General features: G+C 70.2%; 9 protein-coding genes and 1 tRNA gene. 3 read left to right on the top strand and 7 right to left on the bottom strand.

Annotated elements, in window-relative coordinates:
- Window positions 1-594: 594 nt before the first annotated feature.
- Together QIY60_RS16230 and QIY60_RS16225 are read left to right on the top strand one after the other, a co-directional pair.
- Window positions 595-4,950, top strand: a complete 4,356-nt coding sequence (locus QIY60_RS16230) for an FG-GAP-like repeat-containing protein (protein WP_283143089.1) — start codon at window positions 595-597, stop codon at window positions 4,948-4,950.
- Between the two features lie 173 nt (window positions 4,951-5,123).
- Window positions 5,124-6,881, top strand: coding sequence for an FG-GAP-like repeat-containing protein (locus QIY60_RS16225; RefSeq protein WP_283143088.1), 1,758 nt, complete (start codon window positions 5,124-5,126; stop codon window positions 6,879-6,881).
- A gap of 483 nt (window positions 6,882-7,364) precedes the next feature.
- Here the strand turns inward: QIY60_RS16225 and QIY60_RS16220 are convergent.
- The 7 genes from QIY60_RS16220 to galU all read right to left on the bottom strand — a co-directional run bounded on the left by QIY60_RS16220 (window position 7,365) and on the right by galU (window position 12,817).
- Window positions 7,365-7,438: transfer RNA gene (locus tag QIY60_RS16220), tRNA-Ala, on the bottom strand.
- Window positions 7,439-7,513: 75 nt separating this feature from the next.
- Complete coding sequence (gene glpR, locus QIY60_RS16215; RefSeq protein ID WP_283143087.1) at window positions 7,514-8,680, bottom strand: gephyrin-like molybdotransferase receptor GlpR; 1,167 nt, start codon at window positions 8,678-8,680, stop codon at window positions 7,514-7,516.
- A gap of 142 nt (window positions 8,681-8,822) precedes the next feature.
- Window positions 8,823-9,449: a GNAT family protein gene (locus tag QIY60_RS16210; protein ID WP_283145960.1), complete on the bottom strand. Its 627-nt coding sequence runs from the start codon at window positions 9,447-9,449 to the stop codon at window positions 8,823-8,825.
- Window positions 9,446-9,952 carry a MogA/MoaB family molybdenum cofactor biosynthesis protein gene (locus QIY60_RS16205; protein WP_283145959.1) on the bottom strand — a complete coding sequence of 169 codons (507 nt, stop codon included), beginning with the start codon at window positions 9,950-9,952 and terminating at the stop codon, window positions 9,446-9,448. The genes QIY60_RS16210 and QIY60_RS16205 overlap by 4 nt, the downstream gene beginning before the upstream one ends.
- Before the next feature lie 95 nt (window positions 9,953-10,047).
- On the bottom strand, window positions 10,048-10,548 hold the full coding sequence (gene moaC / locus QIY60_RS16200) for a cyclic pyranopterin monophosphate synthase MoaC (protein WP_101388722.1): 501 nt from the start codon (window positions 10,546-10,548) through the stop codon (window positions 10,048-10,050).
- Window positions 10,549-10,607: 59 nt separating this feature from the next.
- Window positions 10,608-11,909: a gephyrin-like molybdotransferase Glp gene (gene glp, locus QIY60_RS16195; protein ID WP_283143086.1), complete on the bottom strand. Its 1,302-nt coding sequence runs from the start codon at window positions 11,907-11,909 to the stop codon at window positions 10,608-10,610.
- A complete protein-coding gene (gene galU, locus QIY60_RS16190) occupies window positions 11,906-12,817 on the bottom strand; it encodes a UTP--glucose-1-phosphate uridylyltransferase GalU (RefSeq protein ID WP_283143085.1) in 912 nt (303 codons plus the stop codon). The genes glp and galU overlap by 4 nt, the downstream gene beginning before the upstream one ends.
- A gap of 93 nt (window positions 12,818-12,910) precedes the next feature.
- Between galU and QIY60_RS16185 the strand changes: the two genes are divergently transcribed.
- Window positions 12,911-13,504 carry a 5-formyltetrahydrofolate cyclo-ligase gene (locus QIY60_RS16185; protein WP_283143084.1) on the top strand — a complete coding sequence of 198 codons (594 nt, stop codon included), beginning with the start codon at window positions 12,911-12,913 and terminating at the stop codon, window positions 13,502-13,504.
- Window positions 13,505-13,512 lie beyond the last annotated feature (8 nt).

The raw sequence follows: 13,512 nt of genomic DNA, 5'->3' as shown, positions 1-13,512 counted from the left end.
GTCACCGGAACAGCCTTGGGCTGCACAAGCCCCGGTAGTTTCGGACCGGGGTCCGCCGCTGCGACCGACATGGTCGGCAACGCCCCCGTCATTGTGGCTACGGCCAATGCGACCGTGAGCCCGCGCATGCCAAATCTGGCCACGCTCCACCCCTTGAATAATTCAAAAATGACGGCCGAACGATATCAAGAGGCACACGCCACCCCACTTGGCAGGTCGTCGACGTTATGCAACCACTTTGAAGATATAGAAGCCCTTCAGCTATCAATTCAGAGAGCGAACGTCAAGGCACACTCCGTACAACCTTGCAGGTCAGTTGCGCGTCCAAGATGCAGGATGCATCCCATTTGCACCCTTTATTCCTTCTTTATGTGCAAGATTTTGACCCATTCTTGACGGTCCTCGCGAGCGCTCGCAGGTAAGGACCGCCCGGCCTCTCGGTGCCTGATCGAGCAATATATGCTGCCGCTTATTTTCCATCTACATGTGAAGGGCCGTGTAATGTCGATTTCACGCCGGGGACATGCCTCCCGACGGCGACTCAGACGCCTACTGGCGGTCGGAATAGGCGGTGCTGTCGGGGCGACGGGGTTCTTGGCCCCGATCTCGGTCAGCGCCGCCCCGCAGATCCGCGCGTCTGCGGCGGACACTCCTGCCGACAGTGGTCTGCCGGAGGAGGAGCGGGCTCTGGCGGCGGCGCAGGCGTCGGGGCAGCCGGCAGAGGTGGTTTCGGCGCGGACCGAGGCGTCGGATGAGTGGGCTTACCCGGACGGCACGTTCTCGGTCAAGCGTTACGGCTCCCCGATCCGCGTCTTCCGTGATGGCGTCTGGGTGGCCACGGACCCCACGCTGGTCTTCGCCGCGGACGGCAGTGTGGTGCCGAAGGCGTCGACGGTGAGCGTGGTCTTCTCCGGTGGCGGCACCGGGCCACTCCTGTCGGGTATCCGGGACGGCCGTACCCTGACGCTGGGCTGGCCGGACAAGCTACCGAAGCCGACGCTGGTGGAGAACGTCGCCACGTACGCCGAGGTACTGCCCGGCGTCGACATGCAGCTGAAGGCTGAAGTCGACGGGTTCTCCCAACTCCTGGTCGTCAAGACCCCCGAAGCGGCCAAGAACCCGGATCTGGAGACCGTCAAGTACTCCCTGCAGACGTCAGGGCTGTCGGTGTCGAAGGATGCCGAGACGGGGGTTATCTCCGCTGTTGACCCGGCCGGGCAGGCGGTGTTCTCCAGCCCGCCCCCGGTGATGTGGGACTCCACCGCCCTCAGCAGCGATGGCGGCCAGGTCAAGTCGGGCCTCACTACCCCCGCGTCGGGCTCGGGCTTCGACCAGCAGGCCGGGGCCAAGAGCTCCCTGATGCCGGCAAGCCTGAGCGGCAGCACGCTCAGCATCGTGCCGGACCAGAAGCTGCTCGGTGCCTCGGACACGAAGTACCCGGTCTTCATCGACCCGCTGTGGAGCGGGTCCAGCAACGGCGAGCGCCAGCACTGGAGCCGCGTCTACAAGAAGTGGCCCACCAACTCCTACTACGACGCCAAGGACGTAGCGCGGGTCGGGTTCGAGCACGAGACCGACGGCGTCTCACGGTCGTTCTTCCAGATGGACACCGCCAAGCTCAAGGGCGCCAAGGTCATCACCTCCACGTTCCGGATCAAGAACGTGTGGTCGTGGTCCTGCCAGGCCCGGCCCGTGCAGCTGTGGGAGACCGGCCCGATCTCGCGGAAGACCAACTGGAACAACCAGCCCGCCCGTATCGGCAGCGCGCCGCTGAAGACGGTCGACGAGTCCAAGGGCTGGAGCAGTACCTCCTGCCCGGCGGGCAACCTTGAGTTCGACGTGACCCCGAAGATGAAGACGGTCGCCGACCAGGGCAAGGCCAGCATCACCCTCGGACTGAGCGCCACTGCCGAGGACGAGAAGGGCGACCAGCCGGAGGAGGACACCTTCAGCTGGAAGAAGTTCGACCCCAAGACGGCCGTCCTGGAGACCAAGTTCAACCGGGTCCCCGAACCGCCGGACATGCTGGGCACCTTCCCCTACACCAACTGCCAGGCCGGCAGCGCCGTGGGCAACACCCACGTCAGCCTGCACGCTCGGGTGCGGCAGAACGACGCAGGCCCGCTGCATGCCCACTTCGCCGTGACGAAGGCCGGGGAGAGCAAGCCGTTCCTGCAGAAGACGGTCGACGCCACGAACTGGTCGGTGGCCACCCTCCCGGTCGCGGACGCCGATCTGCCCACCGGCAGCTACAACTGGAGCGTCACGGCCGGCGACAACCAGCAGGCGGAGTCCAAGCCGAGCCAGACCTGCAAGTTCTCCGTGGACCGCACCCGGCCCTCCCAGCCCCCGGTGATCAGCTCCCTCCAGTTCCCCGACGGCAAGGACGGCAAGCCCGCCACCACGGGCCGGGCTCGGGACGAAGGCTGCTTCACCTTCGACCCCAACGGCGTGAAGGACGTCGACTCCATCTGGTGGTGGACCGACACCGACCCCTCCCAGCACAAAGCCACGTCCGGCGCCTGCGAGAGCGGAAAGATCTCCGCACGCATCAAGCCGCCGAGCGAGGGCCCACACTTCGTCTACGCCTACAGCGTCGATGCGGCCGGCAACCAGTCCGACCCCGTGTCCTACCTCTTCTACGCCAACACCCGCGGCGAGCGCGACCAGCCCGGCGACCTGAACGGCGACGGCACCAACGACATCTGGAGCGTCGACTCCAACGGCACCCTGCTCACCTACGCGGGGCAGAACAACAGCCAGTTCTCCGCCGCCTCCAGTGGCGGCAAGGCGTTCACCGGCGCGCAGATCACCTATCGCGGCGGCTGGCGGCAGAACAGCGCCACCGACCTCGTCTCCCTCGAGCACAGCGAGGATGAGAAGCGGAAGAAACTGTCGGTGTACTCCAACGACGGCAACGGAGTGCTCACCCAGACCGGCCTGGGACAGGCGGCCGACGGGACTGCCTTGAACGTCGACTGCCCCGAGGTCTACGAGGACTACGGGTGCTACACGGCTGACGATCACTGGAAGGACGCTGACCAGATCGTCGCCCCCGGCGACCTCAACGGCGATGAGATGCCCGATCTCCTCGTGGGGGAAGGCAAGCTGCTCTACCTCTACTACGGCGACCGCAACCACCACCTGAGCCCGCCCACAACCGTCGGCGGCGCCGACTGGGACACGTACACGGTCATCGCGCCCGGCGACACCGACGGTGACGGCCTGCCCGACCTGTGGCTGCGCAACAAGGCCAATGGCGACCTGTACGTCTCCTACGGGCAGGGCATAACGGACAAGCAGTCCGGCAAGCAGACGGTCGATCTGTCCAAGTGGGGCGTTCTCGACGCCCAGCACTCGGCGAAGATCGGCTCTGGCTACACCACCGCTAAGTACCCCACCCTCAGCTCCATCGGCGACGTCACCGGCGACAAGAACAGCAACGGCACCCCGGTTCCGGACCTGTGGGCGCGCCAGGCGGACAACACCATGGTCGGCTGGGCGGGCAAGACCGACGGCACCAAGGTCACCGGCTTCGGCAGCAGCTTCGTCATCGACGGTTCCACCGGCGGCATCCGCATTCCCGCGGGGACCGTCATCACGGACGGGCAGACCTTCAAGTCCCGCTCGGCCAAGCTCGCCTTCACCGGCAACCGCCTCGTGATCACCTCGAACGCCGGCAAGACCCTGTGGCAGTCGCCTGCCGGGGATGCAGGCAGTAAGGCGGTCATGCAGGCGGATGGTGTCCTCGCCGTCCAGAACTCCGGCGGCCAGGCGGTCTGGAAGGCCTCCGCCGGCACGGACAACGGCTATGCGCTGCTACAGGACCGCGGCAACCTGGTGCTGTACGACTTCGCCGGGCACGCCAAGTGGTCCAGCGGTACTGCGCTGCAGCACGACTACGACGGGGACGGCCGCGACGACCTCGCGGACTGGTACGACTTCGGTGACGGACACGACGGGATGCACACGTTCCTGTCGAGCTCCGACGGCACGCTCACCGCATCGCCCCTGGCGTCCTACTCCTCGCCGGCGGGGAACTGGAACGCCAACAACATGAAGTTCGCCACCGGCGACTACAACGGCGACGGCCGCGCCGACATGGCCGCCCTGTACGGCTACAACGACGGAAGCGTCAAGCTGTTCACCGCACTCGGCAAGGCCGACGGAGGCTTCGAGGCCCCCGTCGCCTCCTGGGGCAGCAGCCCCGGCCACTGGGCGTTCGGGAACATGACCATGCGCTCCGGTGACTTCAACGGCGACGGCCGCGACGACCTCGTGGTCTGGTACTCCTACGGAAACGGCAGCGACCAGCTGTTCACCTTCACCGCCGACATCCGAGGCGGCTTCAACGCCCCCCTCGCGTCGCAGTACGCCGCGCCGGGCAACTACAACGTGAACAACATGCAGTTCACGGTCGGGGACTTCAACGGCGACGGCCGCTCCGACCTGGGTGTGCTCTACGGCTACAGCGACAACCACGTGCAGATGCACAGCTTCCTGGCCCGCGAGGACGGCGGCTTCCAGGACCGCACCTCCTCCTGGGAAGCGACCAACTTCCAGTTCGCCCGCACCCACATCGTCGCCGGTGACTTCAACGGCGACGGGAAGGACGACATCGCCGCCTGGTACGACCAGTACGACGGCGGCGACGCCATCCACACCTTCGTCAGCAACGCCACCAGCGGCGGAAAGTTCGACAACCCGAAGATGGGCTGGCAGGCCCCGCCGGGCAACTACTACTACCCCAACATGAAGATCGTCGCCGGCGACTACGACGGTGACGGCAAGGACGACATCGCAGCCATGTACGGGTACGACAACGGCGCTGTGCGCATGTTCACCTGGCGCTCCACCGGCAACGGGTTCAACGACCCCCAGTCGGGCTGGTCCACTGCCCCTGATAACTGGACCTTCAACCGCGTCCACCTCCTCAACAACTACAGCTGACCCCGGGTGCCGGGCCCCGACCAGGGGCCCGGCACCACTCTCAGCCCCCCTAGGCGGAACGGACCTCCCTGCGCGCCCGGCACCGCCCGTGACCATGCGCAGGCCACGCCGCCCTCCCCCCTCTGCTTCCGCCGTCCGAGCAGCTCGGACGGCACTCCTGAAAGGGAAGACCCATGCGTCTTGAGCACAGGCACCGCGCCGCCCTCACCGCAGCGGCCCTCGGCGCCGCACTCGGCGTCACCCCGCTGCACACCGCCGTGGCGGATACCGGAACAAACTCCCCGTCCCTGTCCCTGCAGACCCCGGACAGCATCGACGTCAACGGCGCCGCCGCAGACATCGACATCACCCTGAAGAACCCGCCCGCCGCGGACAGCTACCTGCTCTTCACCCTTGCCGGCGAGGGCGAAGACCACCTGACGGTCACCGACGACACCGGCGCACGAGTCCCCATGACCTACCTGGGCTCCACCCGGCCGCTCTACACCGAGTTCGGCAAAGAGGACAGCGACCACGACGGCATCCCCGGCGCCACCCTCAGCGCAGGCACCACCCACCTCCACGTCACCGCAGACGGCCACATCGGAGGCACCTTTCATGTCAACGCCTACCTGGTCGACGGTGCCACCGACGATGTCCTGAGCCAGAGGGGCGCGAGCGCCAAGGCCGTCATCAACGTCGAGCAGCCATTCCTCGACGCGACCTGGACCTCCCCGGGCGGCGACCCCAGCAGGCACCCGAGCATCCCCGTCGACACGGGCCGCACCGAGCCGGTGGACATCCAGCTCAAGACGACCATGACCATGCACACCCCGCCCGCCGCGACCCGGACCCGGTGGCTGTTCACCGCCCAGGAGATCACCGAAAAGGGCTACACCGCCCGCCAGCTCGCCCAGGCCCTACACGTGGAATACTCCAGCGACGGCACCGCCTACACCCCGCGCGCCTGGACCGTCGGCGCGGACGGCTCCCTCTACCTCGACCTGCCCGACCACACCTGGAACGGCAGCGGCGTGACCCGCGTCAGCGAATCCCTGCGCCTGACCGCCGCGTGGGGTCTGCCCGCCGGGTACCTCAAGGGAACGCTGCAGGCCCTCGACGGCAAGGACGTGCAGTACAGCAGCATCGACAAGGACCTGTGGTTCAAGACCGGCAGCATCCCCGCCTCCGCCCGCGCCGCCTTCTACGGCCGCGACCGCTCCGGAGTCCTGTGGCAGTACCAGTCCAGCCCGACCGGCGACCCCTCCCGCTACACCTCCCGCACCCAGGTCGGCGGCGGCTGGCAGGCCTACGACACCGTCACCAAGCTCTCCACCCTCCAGGCCGACGGCACCGGCGACCTCGTGGCCCGCGACGGCAACGGCGTCCTCTGGTACTACAAGGCCACCGGCAACACCACCACGCCGTTCGCCCCCCGCACCAAGGTCGGCGGCGGTTGGCAGACCTACACGGTGATCACCGGCGCGGGCGACCTCACCGGCGACGGCAGGCCCGACCTCGTCGCCCGCGACCGCGACGGCATCCTGTGGCTCTACCGTGCCACAGGCAACCCGGCCGCCCCCTTCGCCCCCCGCACCAAAATCGGCGGAGGCTGGCAGATCTACACCGACCTGACCGGCGGAACCGACCTGACCGGGGACGGCAGGCCCGACCTCCTGGCCCGTAACCGGGACGGCGTGCTCTGGCTGTACAAGGCCACCGGCAACCCGGCCTCCCCCTTCGCGTCCCGGATCAAGGTGGGCGGCGGCTGGAACACCTACACCCGCATCCTCACCACCGGCGACACCACCGGCGACGGCAAGGCCGACCTGATCGCCATCGACCGCGACGGCGGACTCTGGCACTACCGCGGCACCGGCAACCCCGCGGATCCGTTCGCCGCCCGCACCAAGATCGGCACCGGCTGGAACACCTACAACACCCTCATCTGACCGACCATCGAGCAGGCCCGTCGGTACTCTGCCCGCCCCGGATCCGCCAGGTTCCGGGGTGGGCAGAGCGCTTTCCGCGTGAATCGAAATGGAGCATGGGCCCTGCCCCGGTGCGCAGTCAGGCTGCGACAGTCGTACGGCGAGGCAGCTGCCCAGCTCGCGAGCAATGTCGTAGGCGGCGAGCCGGTGCTGCGGGAACGCTCACTGGACAGGAGAACGTCATCGAGCCGGAGCGCTACCTCATCGCGAGCAGGAAGAGCCCCGTCACCGGCCCCGACCTTAAACCGGGCGAGTCCCTCATCCCCTACCCGACGGCCGAGGCAAGGCCCACGCCCGACACGGGCCGCCGCGCTTAACCGGCGGCCCGGCAGGCTGACTTTCACACAAGAAGAGGCTGAAACGACGAGATCCCGGTCAGACGGTGACCGTCTGACCGGGATCTCGTGAACCCTCCGCAGGTGAACCCGCGAACGGCCCTTGTTGTGGACCTGAGGGGATTCGAACCCCTGACCCCCTCGATGCGAACGAGGTGCGCTACCGGACTGCGCCACAGGCCCTTGCAACGGGTGAAACATTAGCACCCCGAGCGGGGTGCTTGGAAATCCGGTCCCCGCTGGTCAGCGAGACGGGTGTCACTCGTTGGCCGCGCGGGGGCGGTCGTCGTCCGCGTACTGGTCGAAGAGCGGGGTCCGGCGGCCGCTCTGCGACGTGCGCCGACGGGGCGCCGGAGGGGCCGGAGCCGTCGGGTCCGCGGTGGAGGAGCGGGCCGAGGACCAGGTGTCCGGGGCGCCCAGGTCGATGCTGCCGGTGGCGCGCGGGGCGACCGGGGCCGTCACGTACGTCGGGAGCGGCACCGGGACCGGCTCCCAGCTGTCGCCGCGCTCGGGGCCGCGCTCGCGCTGCTGGTCGACCCACTCGGCGTGGTCGGTCTGCTCGACCAGGGCGCGCCGGTCGGCCTCCTGCGGGGAGACGACGGGCTCGGGCTCGGGGGCCGGATGCGGCTCCGGCTCGTCCTCGGCCTCCGCGACGGCGGCGGCCTGGCGGCGCGGCTGGCGCTCGCGCAGCCGCGCGGCGGCGGCCTCGGCGCGGCGCCGGTCCATGACGAACGCGAACCGCCGCCGCTCCCGCGCCCGCAGATGCACGATGTACGCGCTGAGCAGCACGGCCGGGACCGCGGGCGCCCACAGGAAGGCGAGACCGCCCACCGCCGCCACGACCGCGCCCAGCGTGAACGCGAGGAAGAGGATCACCGTCGTACGGCGGCGGCGCGCCAGGACCGCGCTGCGCCGGGCGCGCCGGGCACGCTCGGCGGCGTCCGCGGAACGGCCGTCGCGCCGGCGCCCGTCGCCTTGCCGCACGCCCCCGGATCGCTCGTCACCACGGCGCTCGCCACCGCGGCGCTCTTCGGAACGAGGCTCCTGGCGGTGCGACTCCTCGTGGTGCGGCTCCTCGGGACGCGGCTCCTCGCGTCCGCCCTGCCGCTGCGCCCCGGCACCCGTGGGGTGCTGTCGGGGCACGGCGAAGTCCCGGACGTCGACGCCCTTTACGGGGTCCCCGAGGGACTCCGTGGGCGCGTCCGGGTCGGCGTCGGGGACGGGGGCGCCGGAACCTCGCTGCCTCAGCTCCTTGGCGTACCGGCGCTCCATGGCCGACCGTCCGGACAGCAGCCGGATGGCGGTGCTGAAGCGTTCCGTCGGACGGGCCTCGTTGAGCTCGTCCTGCCTGCGGAGCCACATCGGCACCAAGTAGGCGGCCCAGGCCCCGACGATGACTGCGTAAATGAGGCCGCTGCTGCTCACACCCCACACGGTAGAGGGACGGGCGCGAGGGGATACGCCAATTGAGCCGGTGTGTCGCACGATCTGGCTGATAACACCGGCTTTTTTTGTGATTCTTCAGATCGGTTCGCGGTCATACGGCGACCGAATTCGAACGTTTATTTCATTTCTCGTGGTGGGCCCGGCGCGCCTGCTTCCACCTGTGCAGCAGCCCCTCCGGCACTTCCTCCGCCGTCAGCGCGTACACCAGGTGGTCCCGCCATCCGCCGTCGATGTGGAGATAGCGCGGGCGCAGCCCCTCCTCGCGGAATCCGAGTTTCTCCACCACCCGCCGGCTCGGCCCGTTCTCGGGGCGAATGCAGACCTCCATGCGGTGCAGTCCGACCGTACGGAAGCAGTGGTCGGTGGCGAGCGCCACGGCCGTCGGCATGACGCCGCGGCCCGCCACCTCCCGGTCGACCCAGTAGCCGACGTGCCCGGAGCACATCGATCCCCAGGTGATCCCGGCGACCGTGAGCTGGCCGACGAGGCGGCCCTGGTACTCGATCACGAAGGGCAGCATCCGGCCCGCGTTCGCCTCGGCGCGCAGATGGCGGACCATCTGCCGGTAGGTGGGCCGCTGGGCGGGCGGGGCGCCGGGCGCGGGCGGCGGGATGGTCGCCTCCCAGGGCCGCAGCCACTCACGGTTGCGCCGGTTGACCTCGCGCCAGACCCGCTGGTCGCGCAGCTTTATGGGGCGGAGGAGCACATCGCCGTCCGCCAGCTCGACCGGCCATGATGGGACGTTCAGCTTGGGCTCCCCGCGGGTCTGGGGTGGTCGCCGCCCCGGATCTGGTCGACGGCGTGCAGCAGCAGCCGCTCCAGGACGGCCAGTCCGTCACGGACGCCGCCGGTGGAGCCCGGCAGGTTGACGATCAGCGTGTGCCCGCCCGCGACCCCGGCGAGCCCCCGCGAGAGCGCGGCCGTCGGGACCTTCGCCAGGCCCTCGGCGCGGATCGCCTCCGGGATTCCGGGGACCTCGTAGTCGAGGACGCGGCGGGTGGCGTCAGGGGTGCGGTCGGTGGGCGAGATGCCGGTGCCGCCGGTGGTGACGATGACGTCGTAGCCTGCAGCCGCGCCCGCGCGCAGCGCCTGCTCCACGGGGTCGCCGTCGGGCACGACCAGCGGCCCGTCCACGGCGAAGCCGAGCCCGGCCAGGCCCTCGGCGAGGATCGGGCCGCCCCGGTCCGCGTACACACCGGCCGCCGCGCGGTTGGAGGCCGTGACGACCAGCGCGGCGTACGGGGCCAGCAGCGCCCCGCCGAGCCCTGCCGAATCGCCGGGGAACGGCGGCGCGTTCTCCACTCCGGGGCGGTCGGGTGCGCCTGTGGATGCCTCGCCCGATGCCGTCACGGTGTGGCCCCGTCCGGCTCGGGGCGGGACCAGTCGCCGGACTTGCCGCCGGTCTTCTCCTCGACCCGTACGTCCGTGATGACGGCCGCCTTGTCCACGGCCTTCACCATGTCGACGACGGTCAGCGCGGCCACCGACACGGCGGTCAGCGCCTCCATCTCGACGCCGGTGCGGTCGGTGGTCTTCACCGTCGCCAGGATCTCCACCGCGTCGTCCGCGACCGTGAGCTCCAGCTTCACCCCGGACACCGCGAGCGGGTGGCAGAGCGGGATCAGGTCCGGGGTGCGCTTGGCGCCCATGATCCCGGCGATCCGGGCTGTCGCGAGGGCGTCGCCCTTGGGCACGCCCTCGCCGCGCAGCAGCTCGATCACGCGCGGCGAGACGCGTACGCGCCCGCTCGCGCGCGCGGTGCGGGCCGTCACGTCCTTCTCGGAGACATCGACCATACGGGCCGCGCCCGCCTCGTCGATGTGCGTCAGCCTGCCTTGCGTACTCATGGTGTGGCGCTCCCGGTCCGGCCTGTGTGGGCAGACACGCTACCGCCACCCCGGCCCGGTCAGCCGAGCAGGACCACCTCCACTTCGGAGCCGGGCTCCACCGAAGTGACGTCCTCGGGAATGACGATCAGGCAGTCCGCCTGGGCGAGGGCGGCGATCAGATGCGATCCGGAGCCGCCGACCGGCGTGACGGCCGACTCGCTCGCGTCGTAGGTCCCGCGCAGGAACTGGCGCCGGGCCGCCGGGGACGTCAGCGCCTTGTCGGCCCTGAGCGCGGCACGCGCGCGTGGCCGGTGCACGTCGGGCAGGCCCATCAGGGTGCGGATCGCCGGGCGGACGAACAGCTCGAAGGAGACGTACGACGACACCGGGTTGCCCGGCAGGGCGAGCAGCGGGGTGTGGTCGGGGCCGATCGAGCCGAAGCCCTGGGGCTTGCCGGGCTGCATGGCGAGCTTGCGGAAGTCGATGCCGCTGCCCGGCTCGTCCTCGTCGCCCACCGAGGACAGCGCCTCCTTGACGACGTCGTACGCCCCCACGCTCACGCCGCCCGTGGTGACCAGCAGATCGGCGCGGATCAGCTGGTCCTCGACGGTGGCGCGCAGCGTCTCGGCGTCGTCGGTGACCGCGCCGACCCGGTAGGCGATCGCTCCCGCGTCGCGCGCGGCGGCGGCCAGCGCGAAGCTGTTGGAGTCGTAGATCTGGCCCTCGCCCAACTTCTCGCCGGGCTGGACGAGTTCGCTGCCGGTCGACAGGACGACCACCCGGGGGCGCGGGCGGACCTTCACGGTGCCCCGGCCGATCGCCGCGAGCAGGCCGATCTGGGGCGGGCCGAGCACCGTGCCGGCGGCCAGGGCGAGGTCGCCCGCCCGCACGTCGCTGCCGCGCGCGCGAACGTGGGCACGGGCCTCGACGGGGCGGTGCACCCGGACCTCGCCGCTCGCGCCCTCGGGCGCGTCACTGGCGGCGCGCATCCCGGTGGCCGCGCCGCCGCCCGTACCGCCGTCGGTCCACTCGACCGGGACGACGGCCTCGGCGCCGGGCGGCAGCGGGGCACCGGTCATGATCCGGGCGGCCTGGCCGGGACCGACGGACGGGAGCTCGCCGCTGCCCGCGGCGACGTCGCCGATCACGGTCAGCACCGCGGGGAACTCCTCGCCGGCGCCCGCCACGTCGGCCACCCGCACCGCGTACCCGTCCATCGAGCTGTTGTCGAAGGGCGGCAGCGCGAGCGGCACGGTGACATCCTCGACCAGGACGCAGCCCTGGGCGTCGGGCAGTTGCAGCTCGATGGGTTCGAGCGGCTCGACGGCGGCGAGGATGTCCTCCAGGTGCTCGTCGACCGACCAGATCGTGTTGCTCAAGGTGCCTGCATCTCCTCGGTCACGTAACTGCGAAGCCAGGCCTTGAAGTCCGGGCCCAGGTCTTCACGTTCGCACGCGAGTCTGACAATGGCACGCAGATAGTCGCCGCGGTCGCCGGTGTCATAGCGGCGGCCCTTGAAGACCACGCCGTGCACCGGGCCGCCGACCTTCTCGTCGGCGGCGAGCTGCTGGAGCGCGTCGGTGAGCTGGATCTCGCCGCCGCGGCCCGGCTCGGTCTGGCGCAGTATCGCGAAGACCGCGGGGTCCAGGACGTACCGGCCGATGATGGCCAGGTTGCTGGGCGCGTCCGCCGGGTCGGGCTTCTCCACCAGGCCGGTGATCCGTACGACGTCGCCGTGGCCGGTGGGCTCGACGGCCGCGCAGCCGTACAGATGGATCTGGGACGGGTCGACCTCCATCAGGGCGATCACGCTGCCGCCCTCGCTCTCCTGGATCTCCACCATCCGGGAGAGCAGCGGGTCGCGCGCGTCGATGAGGTCGTCGCCGAGGAGCACCGCGAAGGGCTGCTCGCCGACGTGGGGCGCGGCGCACAGCACGGCGTGGCCCAGGCCCCTGGGGTCGCCCTGGCGCACGTAGTGCATGGCGGCGAGGTCGCTGGACTCCCGGACCTTGGCGAGCCGGGCCTCGTCGCCCTTGCGGGAGAGGGCCTCCTCCAGCTCGTAGTTGCGGTCGAAGTGGTCCTCCAGGGGACGCTTGTTGCGCCCCGTGATCATCAGTACGTCCGAGAGGCCGGCGGCGACCGCCTCCTCGACCACGTACTGGATCGCGGGCTTGTCGACGACCGGCAGCATCTCCTTGGGCGTGGCCTTGGTGGCCGGCAGGAACCGGGTGCCGAGGCCTGCCGCCGGGATGACAGCCTTGGTGATCCGTGGGGGCGACTGAGTCATGCGCAGCACACTAACCGCTGCGTATGGGCGGAAGATTATCCTCCGGTTAATTCGCTCTCATAAACAGGCATTTGAGGGGATTGTGAAAACACTGTGAGTGATGGTGCAGCCGAAAAGGCCCTCTTGCGTCGGGAACTCCTGGGTGCCCGGCGCCTCCTGACGGAGGACGACGTGCACCGGGCAGGCGAGGCGCTGGCCCGCCACGCGCTCGGACTCCCCGAGCTCGCGGCGGCCGGCACCGTCGCCGCGTACGTCTCGGTGGGGCGCGAGCCGGGCACGCGCGCGCTGCTCGACGCGCTGTGCACGCGTGGCGTGCGCGTCCTGCTGCCCGTACTGCAATCGGACAATGACCTGGACTGGGCCCAGTACGAGGGCGCCGACCGGCTCGAACCGGCCGGGCGGGGGCTCCTGGAGCCGTCCGGACCCCGGCTCGGCCCGGCCGCCGTCCTCGGCGCCGACACCGTGCTGCTGCCCGGACTCGCCGTCGACGCGCGCGGGATGCGCCTGGGCCGGGGCGGCGGCTCGTACGACCGGGTGCTCGCCCGGATCGCGGCGGCGGGCCACCACCCCGCGCGCGTAGTGCTCCTCTACGCGAACGAGGTGGTCGCCCGGGTCCCGGAGGAACCGCACGACCACCCCGTTCACGCGGTGGTCACCCCGCAGGGCGTGACCCGCTTCACGGCTTGAGCCTCAGC

The sequence above is a fragment of the Streptomyces sp. BPTC-684 genome (assembly GCF_030028635.1).
Taxonomy (GTDB): Bacteria; Actinomycetota; Actinomycetes; order Streptomycetales; family Streptomycetaceae; genus Streptomyces; species Streptomyces noboritoensis.
Note: the sequence above shows the minus strand (reverse complement) of the source record. Positions and strands in the feature narration are given on the sequence as shown.

Bases quoted from the DNA above. Each gene is read 5' to 3' on its own strand.
- QIY60_RS16225 (WP_283143088.1), top strand. From the start codon at position 5,124: ATGCGTCTTGAGCACAGGCACCGCGCCGCCCTCACCGCAGCGGCCCTC.
- moaC (WP_101388722.1), bottom strand. From the start codon at position 10,548: ATGAGTACGCAAGGCAGGCTGACGCACATCGACGAGGCGGGCGCGGCC.
- galU (WP_283143085.1), bottom strand. From the start codon at position 12,817: ATGACTCAGTCGCCCCCACGGATCACCAAGGCTGTCATCCCGGCGGCA.